Origin of the sequence: Kitasatospora sp. NPDC051705 (assembly GCF_044453265.1) — a bacterium.
Lineage (GTDB): Bacteria > Actinomycetota > Actinomycetes > Streptomycetales > Streptomycetaceae > Kitasatospora.
Genome location: NZ_JBITCO010000009.1, coordinates 51,578 through 69,244 on the forward strand (window position 1 = coordinate 51,578; position 17,667 = coordinate 69,244).

The 17,667-nt window shown below is 74.9% G+C and carries 16 protein-coding genes and 1 riboswitch; of the genes, 6 read left to right on the forward strand and 10 right to left on the reverse strand.

Going from position 1 to position 17,667, the window contains the following annotated elements:
• Positions 1-43: 43 nt before the first annotated feature.
• Positions 44-448 carry a nuclear transport factor 2 family protein gene (locus tag ACIA8Q_RS14355; RefSeq protein WP_360208107.1) on the forward strand — a complete coding sequence of 135 codons (405 nt, stop codon included), beginning with the start codon at positions 44-46 and terminating at the stop codon, positions 446-448.
• A gap of 4 nt (positions 449-452) precedes the next feature.
• On the opposite strand, the gene ACIA8Q_RS14360 is transcribed toward ACIA8Q_RS14355, so the two are convergent.
• From ACIA8Q_RS14360 to ACIA8Q_RS14370, 3 genes are all read right to left on the reverse strand, one after another.
• A complete protein-coding gene (locus ACIA8Q_RS14360; RefSeq protein WP_360208109.1) occupies positions 453-1,520 on the reverse strand; it encodes an S-adenosylmethionine:tRNA ribosyltransferase-isomerase in 1,068 nt (355 codons plus the stop codon).
• Entirely contained in the window at positions 1,517-2,281 is a 765-nt protein-coding gene (locus ACIA8Q_RS14365; protein ID WP_360208112.1) for an SDR family NAD(P)-dependent oxidoreductase, read from the reverse strand. Before ACIA8Q_RS14365 ends, ACIA8Q_RS14360 begins: the two co-directional genes overlap by 4 nt.
• A gap of 113 nt (positions 2,282-2,394) precedes the next feature.
• Entirely contained in the window at positions 2,395-3,354 is a 960-nt protein-coding gene (locus ACIA8Q_RS14370) for a pseudouridine synthase (RefSeq protein WP_396317235.1), read from the reverse strand.
• Positions 3,355-3,486: 132 nt separating this feature from the next.
• Between ACIA8Q_RS14370 and ACIA8Q_RS14375 the strand changes: the two genes are divergently transcribed.
• Together ACIA8Q_RS14375 and ACIA8Q_RS14380 are read left to right on the forward strand one after the other, a co-directional pair.
• Positions 3,487-4,575 carry a PP2C family protein-serine/threonine phosphatase gene (locus tag ACIA8Q_RS14375; RefSeq protein WP_360208117.1) on the forward strand — a complete coding sequence of 363 codons (1,089 nt, stop codon included), beginning with the start codon at positions 3,487-3,489 and terminating at the stop codon, positions 4,573-4,575.
• Between the two features lie 98 nt (positions 4,576-4,673).
• Positions 4,674-5,063 carry a DUF3224 domain-containing protein gene (locus tag ACIA8Q_RS14380; protein WP_360208119.1) on the forward strand — a complete coding sequence of 130 codons (390 nt, stop codon included), beginning with the start codon at positions 4,674-4,676 and terminating at the stop codon, positions 5,061-5,063.
• 103 nt (positions 5,064-5,166) lie between these two features.
• Here ACIA8Q_RS14380 and ACIA8Q_RS14385 read toward each other — a convergent pair whose 3' ends face one another.
• On the reverse strand, positions 5,167-6,606 hold the full coding sequence (locus ACIA8Q_RS14385; RefSeq protein WP_360208121.1) for a GuaB1 family IMP dehydrogenase-related protein: 1,440 nt from the start codon (positions 6,604-6,606) through the stop codon (positions 5,167-5,169).
• Between the two features lie 279 nt (positions 6,607-6,885).
• Between ACIA8Q_RS14385 and ACIA8Q_RS14390 the strand changes: the two genes are divergently transcribed.
• Positions 6,886-8,394 (forward strand): SDR family NAD(P)-dependent oxidoreductase, encoded by a 1,509-nt coding sequence (locus tag ACIA8Q_RS14390; protein WP_387899845.1) that lies wholly within the window; start codon positions 6,886-6,888, stop codon positions 8,392-8,394.
• Positions 8,395-8,414: 20 nt separating this feature from the next.
• Entirely contained in the window at positions 8,415-8,864 is a 450-nt protein-coding gene (locus ACIA8Q_RS14395) for an NUDIX domain-containing protein (protein ID WP_360208124.1), read from the forward strand.
• Positions 8,865-9,005: 141 nt separating this feature from the next.
• On the opposite strand, the gene ACIA8Q_RS14400 is transcribed toward ACIA8Q_RS14395, so the two are convergent.
• The 3 genes from ACIA8Q_RS14400 to ACIA8Q_RS14410 are packed head-to-tail and all read right to left on the reverse strand — an operon-like array spanning position 9,006 to position 12,444.
• On the reverse strand, positions 9,006-11,240 hold the full coding sequence (locus tag ACIA8Q_RS14400) for an FtsX-like permease family protein (protein ID WP_360208126.1): 2,235 nt from the start codon (positions 11,238-11,240) through the stop codon (positions 9,006-9,008).
• Positions 11,237-11,923 (reverse strand): ABC transporter ATP-binding protein, encoded by a 687-nt coding sequence (locus ACIA8Q_RS14405; RefSeq protein ID WP_360208129.1) that lies wholly within the window; start codon positions 11,921-11,923, stop codon positions 11,237-11,239. Before ACIA8Q_RS14405 ends, ACIA8Q_RS14400 begins: the two co-directional genes overlap by 4 nt.
• Positions 11,920-12,444 (reverse strand): PadR family transcriptional regulator, encoded by a 525-nt coding sequence (locus ACIA8Q_RS14410; protein ID WP_360208132.1) that lies wholly within the window; start codon positions 12,442-12,444, stop codon positions 11,920-11,922. Before ACIA8Q_RS14410 ends, ACIA8Q_RS14405 begins: the two co-directional genes overlap by 4 nt.
• A 433-nt stretch (positions 12,445-12,877) precedes the next feature.
• Between ACIA8Q_RS14410 and ACIA8Q_RS14415 the strand changes: the two genes are divergently transcribed.
• A complete protein-coding gene (locus ACIA8Q_RS14415; protein WP_360208135.1) occupies positions 12,878-13,537 on the forward strand; it encodes a hypothetical protein in 660 nt (219 codons plus the stop codon).
• 62 nt (positions 13,538-13,599) lie between these two features.
• Here ACIA8Q_RS14415 and ACIA8Q_RS14420 read toward each other — a convergent pair whose 3' ends face one another.
• The 3 genes from ACIA8Q_RS14420 to ACIA8Q_RS14430 form a co-directional block, all read right to left on the reverse strand.
• Positions 13,600-14,280 (reverse strand): YoaK family protein, encoded by a 681-nt coding sequence (locus tag ACIA8Q_RS14420; protein WP_360208137.1) that lies wholly within the window; start codon positions 14,278-14,280, stop codon positions 13,600-13,602.
• Positions 14,281-14,551: 271 nt separating this feature from the next.
• On the reverse strand, positions 14,552-15,286 hold the full coding sequence (locus ACIA8Q_RS14425) for an MgtC/SapB family protein (RefSeq protein WP_360214764.1): 735 nt from the start codon (positions 15,284-15,286) through the stop codon (positions 14,552-14,554).
• Positions 15,287-15,355: 69 nt separating this feature from the next.
• Positions 15,356-17,029 (reverse strand): NRAMP family divalent metal transporter, encoded by a 1,674-nt coding sequence (locus ACIA8Q_RS14430; protein ID WP_360214767.1) that lies wholly within the window; start codon positions 17,027-17,029, stop codon positions 15,356-15,358.
• 355 nt (positions 17,030-17,384) lie between these two features.
• Positions 17,385-17,561: riboswitch (M-box (ykoK) riboswitch) on the reverse strand.
• Between the last annotated feature and the right edge of the window lie 106 nt (positions 17,562-17,667).

The window sequence follows — 17,667 nt, forward strand, 5'->3', positions numbered from 1 at the left end:
CGCCGGACCCGCCGCACCCACCGGACCGACCCGAGGAGCCACCGTGCAGCAGACCGACGCCCGCACCGTCGTCACCGCCTACGTCACCCTGATCGCCGCGGGTGAGCGCGAGGCCGCCATCGCCCTGTTCGCCGAGGACGCCACCTGGGCCTACCCGGGCGGCCTCGCCCTGTCCCGCGTCTGGCGCGGCAAGAAGGAGATCTTCGGCGACTTCCTCGGCCAGGTCGGCACCCTGTTCGCCCCCGACGGCCTGCCCCGGATCACCCTGACCAACGTGCTGGCCGACGGCCCGCAGGCGGTCGCCGAGTGGACCACCGAAGGCACCGCCGCCAACGGCTCCGCGTACCGGAACCGCTGCCTGGGCGTGTTCACCGTGGAGGACGGCCTGATCACCGAGGTCCGCGAGTACCTGGACACCCACCACGTCACGCAGACCCTGCTCGCCTGAGCGGTCAGTCGGGCAGCAGCAGGTTCACGTCGCCGAACTCGTGCCACAGGTACCGCTCCCGGACGGCCTCCCGGTAGCAGGCGGCCAGCAGCGGGCGGCCGGCGACGGCGGCCAGCATCAGCAGGTGCGACGCGCGGGGCTCGTGCCAGCCGGTGAGCAGGCCGTCGACGGCCCGGACGCCGCGATCCGGGGTGATCACCAGCTCCGTCCAGCCGTCAGCCTCCCGGACGGTGCCGTCCGGCCCGGCGGCCGACTCCAGGGCCCGCACCACCGTGGTCCCGACCGCGATCACCCGCCCGCCGCCCGACCGGACGTGCCCCACCAGGCCGGCGGTGGCCGCCGGGACGTGGAACCACTCGGCGTACGGCGCCTCGTGGGCCTCCGGCGAGGCCACCCCGGTGTGCAGGGTGACGGGCGCGAGCAGCACCCCGCGCCCGGCCAGCCGGGCCACCACCTCGGCGCTGAACGGACGTGCCGCACTGGGCATCTCGCTGCTGCCGGGGACGGTGGCGAAGACCGTCTGGTAGGCCTCGATCGGCCAGTCGCGGTCCACGTAGCCGTAGCGGATCGCCCGGCCGTGCCGGTCGAGGTAGTCCGGCAGCGGGGCGGGGAGCACGAGTCGGGCGTACCAGAGCCGGGCCGTGAAGGGCCCGGTCAGCTCGGCCACGCCGCCCGCGGGCAGGGTGATCCGCAGTCCGGGGCGGGCCGGGGTCTCCGCCGGCGGGTAGTAGGCGGCCGCCCGGCCCGGCATCGCCCGGCGCAACTCGACCAGGTGGCCGCCGCGTTCGTCGGGCTGCGCGGAGGACAGGTGCAGGGCGACCGCCGTGCCGTCCGGCAGCCGACCTGGCAGCGCCGCCGGGAGGGTGGCCGAGTTGTTGACCACCAGCAGGTCGCCGGGGCGCAGCACCCCGGGCAGGTCGGTGAAGCGGTGGTGCTCGACGCTCCCCCGGTCGCGCCGGCCGACCAGCATCCGCACCCCGTCCCGCGCCCCGCCGCGCGCCTCCGCCGGTGCGCGGGCGGAGAGTTCGGGCGGAACGGCGACGTCGAGCCGCACCTCCGCGAGGGTGGTCATCGCCCGCCCCGGGCGGCCGCCAGGTCCGCGGCGCGGTAGCGGCCGGAGGCGGCGCCGTCGCGCAGCAGGCCGAGCAGCACGGGCGCCACGTCCTCGGGCAGCGGCTCGCCGGAGATGTCCTCGCCGGGGCTGGCCTCCTGGAACATCCGGGTGCGCATGCTGCCCGGATCCACCGCCCAGACCCGCAACTGCGGCTCCTCCCGGGCGAGTACGGCGGTGGCGAGGTCGAGCGCCGCCTTGCCGGCGCCGTAGCCGCCCCAGCCGGGGTAGGCCACCACGGCGGCGTCCGAGCTGATGTTGAGCACGGCGCCGGCGCGGGCGCGCAGCTGCGGCAGGAGCAGCTGGGTGAGGGCGATCGGGGCGAGCGCGTTGACCTCGAAGGCCTCCAGCAGGTCGGGCAGCGGGAAGTCGGCCAGCCGGGGCAGCGGGTCGGCGCCGGGGGTGCTCGCGCCGTTGAGCGTACCGGCGTTGTTGATCAGGAGGTCGGCGCCGCCGAGCCCCGCGGCGGCCTCGGCCAGGCGGGCGCGGTGGTCGTCGTCGACGACCGAGCCGGGGAGGGCGACGACCTCGGTGACGGCGGCCAGGTCCGCCGCGGCGGCGGCGAGTTCGGCCTCGCCGCGGGCGGTGACCACCAGCTGCCAGCCGTCCGCGGCGAGGGCCCGGGCGAGGGCGAGGCCGAGGCCGCGGGAGGCCCCGGTGACCACGGCGACGGGGGCGGACGTGGGGGCGGGGTCGGGAGCGGTGTGCTGTGCTGCGTTCATGCCCCCACCCTCGCCCCGCCGGGGCCCCGGCCGGATCGGCCGCCGGAACCGGGACCCGCTCCTCCGTTGGCCCTAGACCCTGGCCGCCGGACGGACGCGGCCCGGGGCCGGTCTCAGGCCCCGCTCGGGGAGCCGTCCTGCCAGTGGTGCGGGTCGGTCCAGGCGGCGAGCGTGCGGCGGGTCTCGAAGCGGTGCTCCCGGCCGGTGAGCGGGTCGGTGAACTCGACGGCCGAGGCGAGCAGTTGGAGCGGGCGGCGGAAGTCGTCCGGGGCCGGTTCGGGCAGCACCACCGGGTAGACCGGGTCGCCGAGGATCGGCACCCCGAGCCCGCTCATGTGCAGTCGCAGCTGGTGGGTGCGTCCGCTCAGCGGCCGCAGGCGGTAGTGGCCGAGGCCGTCGCGGTGCTCCGGCAGGTCGATCCGGCTCTCGCTGTTCGGGGGCGCGTCGAGCTCGCGGGCCGCGATCACGCCGCGCTCCTTGAGGATGTGGCTGCGCACGGTGCGCGGCAGGTCCAGCTCGGGGTCGTACGGGGCGACGGCCCGGTACTCCTTGTGGACCAGCCGGTCGCGGAACAGCGTCTGGTAGGCGCCGCGGTCGGCGGGCCGCACCACGAACACGGCCAGGCCGGCGGTGAGCCGGTCGAGCCGGTGCGCGGGGCTGAGCTCGGGCAGGTCGAGGTCGTGCCGCAGCCGGGACAGCGCGGTCTCGACGACGTGCCGGCCGCGCGGCGTGGTGGCCAGGAAGTGCGGCTTGTCGACGACGACCAGGTGCTCGTCCCGGTGCAGCACGGCCAGCTCGAACGGGACCGGGGCCTCGTCCGGGAGGTCGCGGTAGAACCACAGGTGGGTGCCGGGCCGGAACGGCTCGTCGGGGGCGACCGGTCCGTCCGCGCCGACGATCTCCCGGCCCCGCAGCGCCGTGTCGATCCGCTCGGCGCCGACCGCGGCGAGCCGTTCGAGCAGGTAGTCGCGGACGGTCGGCCAGGGGCCTTCCAGCGGCAGCCGCAGGTGCACCGGGTCGACGCCGCGGCGCTGCGGGAGGGGGGAGGCCGGGCGGCGGCTCTTGCGTCTCATCTCGGGGCCCAGCCTAGTCGGCGGGTCCGGGCGGCCCCGGCCGGCCCGAGGTGCCGCCCGTGGGGAGCCCGGAGAGAGTGGACGGTGGGGCCCTTTCCAGCCGGGTGGGGCCCTTTCCAACCGGGAGGACACGTGCGCGCCGACGGGCCGGACGGGATGCCGCCGCTGCACCTGCCGCGGCGCACCCGGCTGCTGTTGCTCTGCGCGTTCCTGCTGCTGGTCGCCGCCGTGGTGGCCGATCTGGTCAGCGGGCCGGGGACGACGCTGTCCCCCGTGCTGGCGGTGGCGCCGGTGCTGGCGGGGGCGACCACCCGCAGTGCCCGGGTGCCGCTGGCGGCGGGCGGGCTGGCGGTGGTGGCCGTCGGGCTGCTGGAGACCACCAACACCGAGCTGCCGACCGAGGTCCACCTCACCGCACTGATCACCGTCCTCGCCGCGACGCTGGCCAGCGCCGCCAACGTGGTGCTGGTGGCGGCGCGGGAGCGGGAGCTCTTCCAGGTCCGCACGGTGGCGGAGGCGGCGCAGCGCGCCCTGCTGCGCCCGCCGCCGGAGCGGATCGGGCCGTTGCGGGTCGCCGTGCGCTACGTCGCCGCGGCCGCCGAGGCTCGGATCGGCGGGGACCTCTACGCCCTGGTGGAGACCCGGCACGGGGTGCGGATCCTGCTCGGGGACGTGCAGGGGCACGGCCTGCCGGCGGTGGAGACGGCGGCGGACGTGCTGGGGGTGTTCCGCGAGGCGGCCCGCACCGAGGCCGATCTCGGGCGGCTCGCCGAGCGGCTGGACGCCGCGCTGGCCGCCCGCCCCGGGGAGGGGCGCTTCGCCACCGCGCTGCTGCTGTCGGTGCCGCCGGGGCGGGAGCCGGTCGCTCTGGTGAACTGCGGCCATCCGCCGCCGCTGCTGCGCCGGGAGGGCCGGGTGAGCGCGCTGGCGCCGCCGGCGGCCGCGCCGCCGCTGGGGCTGCTGGGACTGACCGGCGGCGGGTACCCCGCGGGCCGGTTCGAGGCCCGCCCGGGGGACCTGTTGTTGCTGCACACCGACGGGGTGACGGAGGCGCGGGGCGCCGGGGGCGTCTTCTACCCCTTGGAGGACCGGCTGCCGGGGCTGCCCGCGGGGAGCCCGGCCGACCTGCTGGACGGACTGCTCGCGGACGTCGGGGAGTGGGTCGGTGCCGCCGGTCTGACCGACGACGCGGCACTGCTCGCGATCCGCTGGGAGACGTGAGGGGCGGCGTGAGGGGCGGCGCTGTCAGTGCCGTGTGCAAGGCTCGGTGCACGGCCGGCGGGGTGCCGGGCGGGACGGATCGTCGAGGGGACGGTGCCATGGGTGGCAGGGCCAGCGGGTCGTTCGAGGTGACGGCGTTCGAGCCGGTCGAGACGGAGGAGCGGGAGGGGGCCGCCTTCGGCCGGATCCGGATCGCCAAGGCGTTCACGGGTGGCCTGTCGGGCGGCAGCGAGGTGCGGATGCTCTCGGTCGGGGGGCCGTCGGGCGCCCCGGCCTCGTACGTCGCGGTGGAGCACGTGACGGGCGAGCTGGACGGGCGGAAGGGCTCGTTCGTCCTGCAGCACTCGGCGTGGGACACCGGCGGCACGACGATCCGGGTGGTGCCGGGCACGGGTGCGGGCGAGCTGGCCGGTCTGACCGGGGAGTTCCACCTGACGGTCGCCGAGGACGGCACCCACCGCTACGTCCTGGACTACGAGCTGGGCTGACCGGCAGCAGGACGGCCCGGCCCGGGCGCCGGCGGCGAACGGCCGCGACCGGCCGGCCCCGGGGGTACGGGGTCGGCCGGCCGCGGGCGGGGTGGTCGGTCGATCAGGCCCAGCTGGAGTGCAGCGGCTTGCCCTCGGCGTAGCCGGCAGCGCTCTGGACGCCGATGATCGCCTTCTCGTGGAAGTCCTCGAGGCTGTTCGCGCCCGCGTAGGTGCAAGAGCTGCGCACGCCGGCGATGATCGAGTCGATCAGGTCCTCGACGCCGGGGCGGGCCGGGTCCAGGAACATCCGGGAGTGCGAGATGCCCTCCTCGAACAGCGCCTTGCGGGCGCGGTCGTAGGAGGAGTCCTGGGCCGTGCGGTTGCTGACGGCGCGGGCCGAGGCCATGCCGAAGCTCTCCTTGTACTGGCGGCCGTCGGCGGAGGTCTGGAGGTCGCCCGGGGACTCGTAGGTGCCGGCGAACCAGGAGCCGATCATCACGTTGGAGGCACCGGCGGCCAGCGCCATGGCGACGTCGCGCGGGTGGCGCACGCCACCGTCGGCCCAGACGTGCTTGCCGAGGCGGCGGGCCTCGGCGGCGCACTCCAGGACGGCGGAGAACTGCGGGCGGCCGACGCCGGTCATCATCCGGGTGGTGCACATGGCGCCCGGGCCGACGCCGACCTTGAGGATGTCGGCACCGGCCTCGACGAGGTCGCGGACACCGGCGGCGGAGACGACGTTGCCGGCCACGATCGGGATCTGCGGGTCCAGGCCGCGGACGGCGCGGAGCGCGCTGATCATCGACTCCTGGTGGCCGTGCGCGGTGTCGACCACCAGCACGTCGGCGCCGGCCTCGATCAGGGCCTTGGCCTTGCCGGCGACGTCGCCGTTGATGCCGACGGTGGCGGCGATCCGCAGCTTGCCGGCGGCGTCCACGGCCGGGGTGTAGAGGGTGGCGCGCAGCGCGCCCTTGCGGGTCAGGATGCCGACCAGCCGGCCGTCGCCGTCGACGACGGGGGCGAGCTTGCGGTGCGCCTCGGTGAGCTTCTCGAAGGCGGCGCGCGGGTCGACGTCCTCGGCCAGCAGCAGCAGGTCGCGGGACATGATGTCGGCGAGGCTGGTGAAGCGGTCCACGCCCTGGCAGTCGGAGTCGCTGACGACGCCGACCGGGCGGCCGTCCTCGACGACCACGAGGGCGCCGTGCGCGCGCTTGGGCAGCAGCGACAGCGCCTCCGCGACGGTGGCGCCGGGGGCGAGGGTGATGGGGGTGTCGAAGACCAGGTGGCGCTGCTTGACCCAGGAGACGACCTCGGCGATGACCTCGGTCGGGATGTCCTGCGGGATGGCGACCAGGCCGCCGCGGCGGGCGACGGTCTCGGCCATCCGGCGGCCGGCGATGGCGGTCATGTTGGCGACGACGAGCGGGATGGTGGTGCCGGTGCCGTCGTTGGAGGAGAGGTCGACGCCCTGCCGGGAGCCCACGGCGGAACGGCTGGGGACCATGAAGACGTCGTCGTACGTGAGGTCGTACGAGGGCTTGAGGTCGTTCAGGAAGCGCATGAAGGGGGGCTCTCTGGCTGGGAGAAATTACACCTCGGGTGCGGTTGCGGCGGTGCCGCGGGGCGCACTCGGGCGCCCCGCACCCAACGTTCGATTCTCCGGGACGGTGGGGGCAAAAGCCAGTTCGGGGGCGATTGCTGGCGCTGTGCACAAACCATGATCAAAGCTCCGCGCGTAGACATGGAGGATCATCCAAAAGATCGGCCTTTCGCCCCGGCCGGGGCCACTCCCGTAGCATTCACGCGGTAACGGCGAGGCGATCGGGAAGCGGCGACAGGCATGACGGCGGGCGTGGACATCGAGCAGGACCAGGGCGGCACGGACACCGAGGAGGAGATCGACTACGGTCCCGGCCTCGACCCCGAGCGCCTGCGGCTCTGCCTGGACGTGCTCGCCGAGCTCGACGGACTGCACGTCGACCACCCGGACGCGATCACCGTCCGCCAGGCCGTCGGCGGGGTGTTCCGCACCCTCAAGCAGCGCCGCCGCCAGGAGACCCGGGCCCGCAAGACCGCCAACGACCGTGCGGTGACCGCCCGCACCGCCACCGGCGCCCCCACCCGGATCGACGACGAGACCGCCGGCGCCTTCGGTCTGACCACGGCCACCACCACCGAGATCGCCGGCATCCTCGAGCGGCCCCGCTCCTGCTACACCTGCAAGGGCCGGTACGTCGAGGTCGACGCGTTCTACCACAACCTGTGCCAGCCCTGCGCGGCGAAGAACCGGGCCCACCGGGACGCCCGGGCCGACCTCACCGGCAAGCGCGCGCTGCTCACCGGCGGCCGGGCCAAGATCGGGATGTACATCGCGCTGATGCTGCTGCGCGACGGCGCCCACACCACCATCACCACGCGCTTCCCCAACGACGCGATCCGCCGCTTCACCGCGATGCCGGACAGCGCCGACTGGATCCACCGCCTCAAGGTCGTCGGCATCGACCTGCGCGACCCGGCCCAGGTCCTGGCGCTCGCCGACGAGGTCGCCGCGGACGGCCCGCTGGACATCCTGATCAACAACGCCGCGCAGACCGTCCGGCGCCCGCCGGAGTCCTACCGCGAGCTGATCGCCGCCGAGTCCGCGCCGCTGCCGGCCGGCGAACTGCCGCAGTCCACCACCATCGGGCGGTTCGGCAGCGGCAGCGTCGACCTGCCCGCGCTCCCCCACCAGGCGGGCGAGGACGACCGGCGGATGGCCGCCGAGGACGTCACCTCGCTGGCCCTGGTCACCGGCTCGGCGACGCCCGACCGGATCGCGGCCGGCACCGCGATCGACGCCGGCGGCCTGGTGCCCGACCTCGCACCCACCAACAGCTGGGTGCAGACCGTCAGCGAGGTCGGCCCGATCGAGCTGCTGGAGGTGCAGCTCTGCAACTCCACCGCGCCGTTCATCCTGATCAGCCGGCTGCGTCCGGCGATGGCCGCCTCGGCCTCGCGCCGCAAGTACGTGGTCAACGTCTCCGCGATGGAGGGCGTGTTCCACCGCGGCTACAAGGGCGCCGGCCACCCGCACACCAACATGGCCAAGGCCGCGCTCAACATGCTCACCCGCACCAGCGCGCAGGAGATGTTCGAGGCCGACGGCATCCTGATGACCGCCGTCGACACCGGCTGGATCACCGACGAGCGGCCGCACCCGGACAAGATGCGTCTCGCCGACGAGGGCTTCCACGCCCCGCTCGACCTGGTCGACGGCGCCGCCCGGGTGTACGACCCGATCGTCCGCGGTGAGCAGGGCGAGGACCTGTACGGCTGCTTCCTCAAGGACTACGACCGCTCCAACTGGTGACCACCGAAGGAGAACGCGAGTTGACCCACGCACCGCTGCTCGGCGCCGGGATCATCGTGCCCACCGGCGACGGCCGGGTCCTGATCGGCCGTCGGACCACCGCCGGTGAACCGCCCACCTGGAGCCTTCCGGGCGGGAAGGTCGATCCGGGCGAGTCCTTCGAGGAGACCGCGGCGCGGGAGCTCGCCGAGGAGACCGGCATCGTGCTGGCCGCCGGGGAGATGCGGGTGCTCGCTCTGCTGCTCGACCACGAGCTCGGCCGGCCCCGGCTGACCGCCGCCGTGCTGGCGCCGCCGAGCCTGGCCGAGGCCGTCGTCACCGAGCCGCACGCCTGCGGCGGCTGGGAGCGCTTCCCGGTGGACGCCCTGCCGGAGCCGATGTTCTACCCGTCCGGGCTGGTGCTGGACAGCTGGCTGCCGGGCGCCGGCGTCACCCGCCGCCCGGGGACGCACGGCTACCCGGTCGGCTGACGGCGCGCCGCGGCCGTCCGGGCACGGGACGCGCCGGTGCCCCGGGACTCCCCTGTGGTCCCGGGGCACCGGCCGTCGCGGGGGCGTGGTCCGCCCACGGCGGGTCAGCCGTCGCGGGGACGACCCCGGCCGTGGCGGCCGTCAGCCGTTGCGGGCCGCCTCGGGCCCGGTGATCCGCTTCAGCAACGGCAGCGTCGAGGCGATGATCCCCAGCGAGGCGACCAGCCCGAAGGCCGTCAGCCCGTAGTAGACCGCGCCCGGCGACACCAGGTCGTACTCCATCTGCGACTTGAGGAACATGGCCGCCGCCGCGAAGCCCGTCCCGATGGCCACCCCCGACACCAGCAGCAGCGGCAGCGCGCTCTCCAGGCCGATCACCCGTTGCAGCAGCCCCAGCGGGGCTCCGGTCAGCCGCAGCATCGCGAACGGCCGGCGGCGGTCGGAGAGTCCGGCCACCACGCTGACCGCGAGGCTGCAGCCGGCGATCGGCAGGGTGGTCAGCAGCACCACGTCGGCCAGCTGGCGCCAACCGGCGAGCTCCTTCTGGAAGGCGGTGCCCCAGTCCTGGACCATCCGGGCCTGGAAGGTCGGATAGGCCCTGGTGAAGAGGGTGCGCAGCTGCTCCATCGCGGCGGACGAGCCGTCGGTGGTCGCGTAGATCATCTTCACCGGCAGCCCGGCGACCTCCTCCGCGGGGACCGGCACGGCCGGCCACTCCTGCTCCTCGGCCGCCGCGTGCAGGCTGACGAACTGGAACACCGGGACGGCCGCGACGCTCGCCCCGGGGGCGCAGTGGCCGAGCACCGGCACCTGCGCCAGCTCCGAGCAGAGCACCAGCGCCGGTGCGAAGCGGGGCGGGTCCGACGGGTCCCGGCCGACCCCGGTCGGGTTGGTGTGCGCCAGTGCGAGCCCGCGGAAGCCGGGGACGGCCCGGGCGTCCGCCAGCAGGCCGTCGGAGACCCGGTCGATCGCCTGCGGGTCCAGGATGTCCCGGGAGGTGTGGACGACCGAGGCGCGGGTCTTCGGATCGCCGCTCAGAGCGCCGCGGTTGTCGTTGATGGTGCCGATGATGCAGACCGTCGCCGTGGTGACGAACAGGGCCAGCACCAGGCCCGCCACCGAGCGGAACCCGGCCTTCGGGTCGTCCGCGAGCCGGCGCACCGCGATCAGCGCGGCCGGGCGGCTGGTGCGCCGGGCCACTGCCCGGGCGGCGGCCATGGTCAGCCACGGTCCGGCGACCACCAGCCCGAGCATCACCAGCAGGAAGCCGGTGAGGTAGGCGGCGGTCTGCCCGTTGGTGGTGGCCGGCCGGTGGCCCACGAAGACCCCGAGCTCGACCAGGCCGAGCGCCAGCGGGACGAGCCGCCAGGCCCGCGGCGGCTTCGGCGTCACCCGCCGGGAGACGCCCAGCGGCGAGATGGTGACCCGGCGCAGGGCGAGCCGGGCGGCCAGCGCCGCGGCGACGGGCACGCCCAGGGCCACCCCGAGGGCCTGCGGCGCGCCCAGCCCGAGGTCGCCGGCGAAGAAGCGGTCCCCCGTGAAGGGCACGGCAGCCACCAGCGGGCGCAGCGCGTAGGAGAGGCCGAAGCCGGCGGCGGTGCCGATCACCGAGGCCACCGTGGACTCGACCGCCGAGACCACCGAGATCTGCCCGGGGGTCGCGCCGACCAGCCGCATCGCGGCGAAGCGCTGCTCGCGGGTGGCGGCGGACAGCCGGGTCGCGGTGCCGATGAAGATCAGCACCGGGAAGATCAGCGCGCCCGCCACCGTGGAGAGGATCAGCGTCATCGCGTCGCCGCGCACGCCCTCGCCGTAGCAGTCGCTGTCGCACTCGGCGGGGACGCCGGTGGCGATGGTGGTGACCCGGGTGGCCCGCGGCGCGGCCGCGACCTCCTCGGCGGTGCGCCCGACGATGACCGTGAGGGTGTCCGGGGAGGGCAGTGCGGCGTCGCCCAGGACGCCGGCCGACCGGCCCGGGAGGCGGTCCGCGAGCTGGACGCCCGGGACGCCGCGGAGCAGCTTCGCCAGTGCGGGTGAGGCGTAGTACTCGCCGGGCGCCGGCAGCCGGTCCAGGCCGGGCGGGACGGGCGAGGTGGGCCCGGTGGCCGCGACGTCGACCTCGAAGATCCTCCGGCCCTGGTAGTAGTCGTCGTGGGCGTACCACCAGAGCGGGTCGACCGGGGCGGTGTCGGTGCGGCTCTTCGTCCCGGTGTTCATCCAGTGCTGGCGCTCGTTGGCCTTGCCGATCGCGTTGACGCCGGCGAGCGTGGACAGCAGCAGGCCGACGCCGATCGCCACGGCGGCCGCGATCATGACCAGGCGGGCGACGGCCTCGCGGCCGCCGCTGACGGCCAGGCGGAGCGAGAAGAGGATCACCGGACCACCGCGCCGGCGGAGATCGTCCGGGCCCGGCCGTCGCGCACGACGGCCTCGCGGTCGGCGTAGGAGGCGACCCGCGGCTCGTGGGTGACCAGGATGACGGTGGTGCCCTGCTCGCGGGCCGAGTCGACCATCAGCTCCATGACCTGCTCGCCGGTCAGCGAGTCCAGCGCGCCGGTCGGCTCGTCGGCGAACAGCACCTGCGGACGGGCCACCAGGCCGCGTGCCAGGGCGACGCGCTGGGCCTGACCGCCCGACAGCTCACCGGAGCGGCGTTGCTCCATGCCGTCCAGGCCGAGCCGGGCGAACCAGGGCCGGGCCTCGGCCAGCGCGGACGCCCGCCGCACTCCGTTCAGCAGCAGCGGCAGGGCGACGTTCTCCTCCGCCGTCAACTCCGGCACGAGCTGGCCGAACTGGAAGACGAAGCCGAACGCGTCCCGGCGCAGGGCGCTGCGTCGGGACTCGGGCATGGTGTCCAGGCGCTGCCCGTTGAAGTGCACCTCGCCCGCGTCCGGCACCAGGATGCCGGCCAGGCAGTGCAGTAAGGTCGACTTCCCCGAGCCGCTGGGGCCCATGACGGCGAGCACCTCGCCGGCCGCCACGGACAGGCTGGCCCCGCGCAGGGCGGGCGTCTCGCCGAAGGCGAGGGTGACGTCGCGGGCCTCGATCACGGCGGTCACGGGCGCACCGCCTCGGCGAGCGCGTCCAGGCGGGCGGCGGTGAGGTCGATCCAGCGCAGGTCCGCCTCAAGGTGGAACAGCCCGTGGTCGGCGAGCAGCGCGTCCACCAGGGCGCCGCTGCGGCGCAGTTCGGTGAGTTCGCGCATCCGGCGCAGGTGGGCGGCGCGCTGGGTGTCCAGGTACTCCTCGGCATCGCGGCCCAGCATCAGGGCCAGCACCACCTTGGTGAACAGCGTGCTCTGCAGGGTGGGTTCGGGTGCGACCGGGTCCTTGAGCCAGGTCTCGAACTCCGTCACCCCCGCCTCGGTGATCACGTAGCGCTTGCGCTCGGGCCCGTCGCCGGGCTCGGCCTCGCCGGCCACCACCTTGCCGTCCCGGGCCAGCCGGCCGAGGGTCGCGTACACCTGACCGTACGGCAGGGGCTTCCCCCGCCCGAAGAACTCGTCGTAGTCGCGCTTGAGGTCGTAGCCGTGGCTCGGCTCTCGCTCCAGCAGCCCCAACAGGGTCAAAGGAACACTCATGGGGAGACCATACCCCAGGCGTATACTCCGAGTGTATAGCTGGCGAGAATACGCCCATGAGCTGCGGAAACACCGAGGAGAGGGTGCGGGCGGGCAGGAGGCGGCCCCACGTCCGACCCCTGCACCGCACCCGGCCCGGCACCCCCACGGTCGACCGGACCCGGCCGCGCCCCGGCACGAGGGGGCGGCCGGACCAAGCCTGCCCCGGACGCGCACCGGCTGCCGAGGGCCGAACGTCCCGGATGCGGGCGGCCCTCGACCGCTCCGGTGGTCCCGGCCCGTCCGGCGCGGGCCCGGGCCGGTGGTCCCGATGGTCCCGGTGGTACGAGCCCGCACGACTCTTGTGCCCGGGCGTCCACCGGGGGAGATTGGGTGAAGAACTCCGGCGGGCGCCACCGCCGTTCCGCCCCGACGCCACTGAGGAGCCGTCACCGTGCCCGACTCACCGCGCCCGGCCCGGCCCGCCTCGCCCCTGCGGCGAACCGGCCGCCGGCTGCGGTGGGCCCTCGGCGCCGGAACCGACCCCCTGCTCCGGCCCGTCGACCGGGCCCGCTCCCGCGCCTGGCTGGCCGCCCTCCTCGGGGCGCTGCTCGCCCTGGCGCTGACCGCCGGCGGCGCCCTGGTCGGCTACCGGACCGCCGTTCCCCGGGCCGACGCCGACCGCGGGCTGCTGCGCGTCGTGGACGCCGTCGTGCTGAGCGTCCCCGAGGACCACCGCGCCGTCTCCGGCAGCCGCTTCGGCGGCAGGCACCACGACCGCGTCGACGTCGAGGCCCGCTGGACGTCCCCCGACGGCGTCCCGCACACCGGGACCGTCCAGGCGCCGCGCGCGACCACCGCCGGGTCGGTGCTGCCCGTCTGGGTCGACCGGGCCGGGGAGCCGACCGGGCCCCCGCTCGACCACACCGCGATCGCCGTCTCGGCCGCCTGCACCAGCCTCGGCGCCCTGCTCGCCCTGCTGGCCCTGCTCGTCCTCGCCCTGCGGCTGCGCCTGCACACGCTGGAGCGCCGCACCGACGAGGCCTGGAGCCGCGACTGGGCCCGCCTCGAACCCCTCTGGAGCGGCCGCGCCGGCCACCGCCAGGACGACTGACCCGACGCCATGACTCGGCCCGACCTGGCCCGAACTGCCCTGATGCGGCCCGGGCCGGCGCCTCAGAGCGGGTCGGTCCAGCCGGGCGGCGCGGCGTGCGGCCGGGCGGCCCGGTGGGTGAGCGCGGCGACCAGGACGAGGAGGGCCACCGCCAGGGCCAGCGCGGCGGGGACGTCGGTGTGCAGGACGAGCACGGCGCCGAGCAGCGCACCGGCGAACATCCAGGCCGCGGAGGCCAGCCGGCGCGGCCCGGTGCGGTCGGCGGCGAGGGCGGTGATGGTCATGGTGAGCACCGTGGTGGTCAGGTCCGGCACCTTGAGCGAGCGCACCACCGCGTTCTGCCCGCCCATCGCGAAGCCGAGCAGGCCGATCAGGGTGTAGCGGACCGGGTCGGAGCCGTGCCCGGCGACGGCCGCCAGGACGGTGCCCGCCGCGACGAGCACCGCCTGCGCGGTGACCGCCGTGCTCAGTAGGTGCCCGCGGTGGCCGGGCAGCCGCTCCGCGAGGCGGCCGCCGGCCAGCGCGCCCAGCAGGAAGGCGCCGAGGGCGGCCAGCGAGGCGGTGGCGGAGAGTCCGGGGGCGCCGGCCAGGGCGAAGCCGAGGAAGACCACGTTGCCGGTCATGTTGGCGACGAAGACGTGCCCGAGTTCGAGGTAGCTGACCGCGTCCACCACGCCGGTGACGAGGGTGAGCACCAGCAGCATCGGCACGAGCGGTCCGTGCCTGGGGTCGGGTGTGGGCATCGGACCTCCCGGTGTCGGTGCTGGGTCGTTGGCGTGACGGTACCTCCGCTCCGCGGGCCGTCCCGGTCGCCGGGCTCGTGCTAGGGCGCGTCTTTCGGATCACGTCGGATCAGCGGGCGTCGTTGGGGTGCGTGCATCGGCGGCGCCGAGGAGGGAGTCCATGCGGAGCATCGGCGACTGACGAGAAGCCGGCGTGGGGGTACCCCCGGCCGAAGGCTGGGGGAGTGCGTGCCCCGGCGGCGACCGCCTGGCGTGATCCGAAAGACGCGCCCTAGGCGAGCGCCGGGCGGTCCGGGTCGTCGGGCTCCTCCTCCAGGTGCCAGTGCAGGTCACGGACGCCGGGTTCGAGGGAGAGCCGGCTGACGACCTGTTCGAGGGCGGGGGCGACCTGTCCGGTGACGGCGACGGTGGCGCGCAGACTGGTGGCCTCCCCGTGGTCGGCGCGCCGGGCGCGCAGACCGGTGGGGGCGAGGCCGGAGGCGGCCAGGGCCTGCAGCAGCAGGGCGCGGATGTGGGTCTCCGAGGTGCGCTCGCACTCCACGTGGACGGTGGCCCGGTTGGTGGAGTCCGGGTCGCTGCCGGACTGCGGCGCCCGGTCGAGCAGCCGCCCGGCCGGGCGCAGGACGAGGTGGACGGCGAGCACGGCCAGGGTGCCGAGGACGGCCAGTTCGAGCTTGCCGGCCGCGGCGAGCACCCCGACGGCCGCCGAACACCACAGGGTGGCCGCCGTGTTGAGGCCACGGACGCCGGCTCCGTCGCGCAGGATGACGCCGCCGCCGAGGAACCCGATGCCCGAGACGACGTAGGAGGCGACCCGGGTGGGGCTGCCGACGTCGACGACGGCCTCGCTGTACAGGACGAACAGGGTCGCCCCGGCGGCGACCAGGGCGTTGGTGCGCAGGCCGGCCATCCGGGCCCGCCACTGGCGTTCGATGCCGATCAGCGCGCCGCAGGCGATACCGGTGGCGAGCCGGACCAGGAAGTCGACGGTGGTCAGGGTGTGCACGACGGCACCTCCTTCGCTCGGGGGCGGACGGGCCGCGGGCTGCTGCCCGCCCGCCGGGGCGGTCTGGACTCAGTGACCCAGGGCGGTCTGGACGATCTTGATGATGACCATCACCATCGCCAGCAGCAGGTAGGCGCGCAGGGCGCCCATGCCGACCTTGCGGGTGGTGGACATCACCGGCTTCGCCAGGGTGTCCAGCGGCGGCATCCGCCACTCGCCCCTGGCCTCCGGCCCCGGGCGCCCCCGGCCGCCGGTGCGCTCGGCCGGGCCCTCCGCGCCGGCCGGGCGGCCCGCGGCGAAGGCGTACCCGGCGACGAGGACGCCCGCCACGCCGCAGCCCGTCATGATCCACAGGATCGCCCGCGAGCTGATGCCCGGCCAGACCACGGAGGCGGTGAGGATCAGCGACAGCATCACCAGGACGCCCACCACGGCCGAGGTGAAGGCGTTCGTCCGCGGCCCGTTGACCCAGGGGCCGAGCACCTCGCGGTCGTTGCAGAGCAGCAGCAGGAACACGGTGGCGGAGGGCAGCAGGACGCCGGCCAGCACCTGGACGAACTGGGTCATCAGGCCCTGGGTGTACTCGGTGGACAGCAGGGTGATCGCGGCGGCCACGGTGACCAGCCCGGCGTAGATGCCGTAGAAGCCCTTGGCGCCCTTGACGCCCCGGTGCAGCGAGTGCCGGATCCCGAAGACGTCGCCGATGGCGTAGGCGGTGGAGAGCGAGACGGCGAAGGCGCCGATGATCGAGGCGTCCAGCAGCGCGACGGCGAACAGCACGCCCGCCAGGTGGCCGGCCCTGGCCTCGATGCCGCGCGCCACCGCACCGGCGTCGGAGAACCCGCCCGCGCCGTCGGTGCCCGCGAAGGCCGCGGCGGTGATGCCGATCATCGCGGCGGCGCCGACGATCACGACGACGATCCCGATCCACAGGTCGACCTTCTCGTACGTCATGAACCGCGGGGTGATCCGCTTGTCGATGACGTACGACTGCTGGAAGAACAGCTGCCAGGGGGCCACGGTGGTGCCGACGATGGAGATGATGACCAGCATCACGGCCGCGAGCTGTCCCGAACCCCCGGGCATGCCCGGCACCGTGAGGTCGTGCGCCATCTGTGAGGTCTTCGGGTGGACCAGGAAGTAGACCGGCACCAGCAGCAGCGAGCCCGCGCACAGGGTGACGGCGACCCGCTCGAAGCGCTGGAAGGAGCCGGTGAAGGCCGAGGCGATGATGACGGCGGCGGCCAGCACCACCGAGGCCGCCTTCGGCAGACCGAGGTAGCCCGCCGCGAGGGTGACGCCGATGAACTCGGTGACCAGGGTCAGCGCGTTCAGCAGGAAGAGGTCGATGACGCTGAAGGCGCCCCAGAACCTCCCGAAGCGCTCCAGGATCAGCCGGGCGTGGCCGACCCCGGTGACGGCGCCGAGCCGCAGCACCATCTCCTGGTTGACGTACAGCACGGGGACCAGCAGCAGCAGCGTCCACAGCAGCTGGGTGCCGTAGTTCTGGCCGGCCTGCCCGTAGGTGGAGAAGGCGCCCGCGTCGTTGTCGCCGACCATCACGATCAGGCCGGGGCCGATGACGGCGAGCAGCGTCCTGAAGCGGGCGGAGAGCGCGTGGCGCGGGGTGGTGTCGTCGAGTCGGATGGTGCCGAGCGCGCCCTTGATGTCGCCGGTGTGGGCGTCGTCGAGCACGGCGGTGCGGGCGGTGGGGACGGTCGGGTCGAGCATCGTGTCGGTCATGACGGGTCCTCCCTGCCCCCTGCGCGGGGGCGGGCCGGGGCATGCGGCGGGGCCCCTGCGGGCACGGCACCGGACCGCACGGCGGCGCTGAGCGGCGGCGGCCGTGCGGGCATGACGGTGCGTCCGATCGCCTGCGTCAGGGCGCGGTCGGGCGCCTGACGAAACGTCAGAGGTGGTGTGCGACAGGGGGGTCGGTCAGCGCGTGCCGGAGGTGATCGAGAGCATGCGGGTGCGGGGGCGACTGTGGCCCGGACTACTGCAGTCCATGTCTCTCGCCTCCTCCCGGCCGGGGGCGCACCGTACGTGCGCCGCATCGCGACACGGCAAGGAGCGGACCGGCGCCCGCGACGGGACCGGCACACCCCAACTCGTCAGAGCTTTGGCACTCCACGGCGTGTCCGGCCCGGCGGGTCGGAAGCCACTTGGGGTCAACCCTTAACTCGGGAAGACCTGTCCTGAACCTGGGCGTCTCTCGACGTCGTCGGGTCAGTGGCCTGTGTCCGTGAAGACGCCTCACCGAACGAGGTGCCTTGCAAACCTCGGCAAGCATAGCCCCTCTTCAGCGGCCCGGGGGCGGTTCCGGGGCCGAACTTTTACACCTTTGTAGAACCTTGACCGACCCGGACCGCCTACACGCT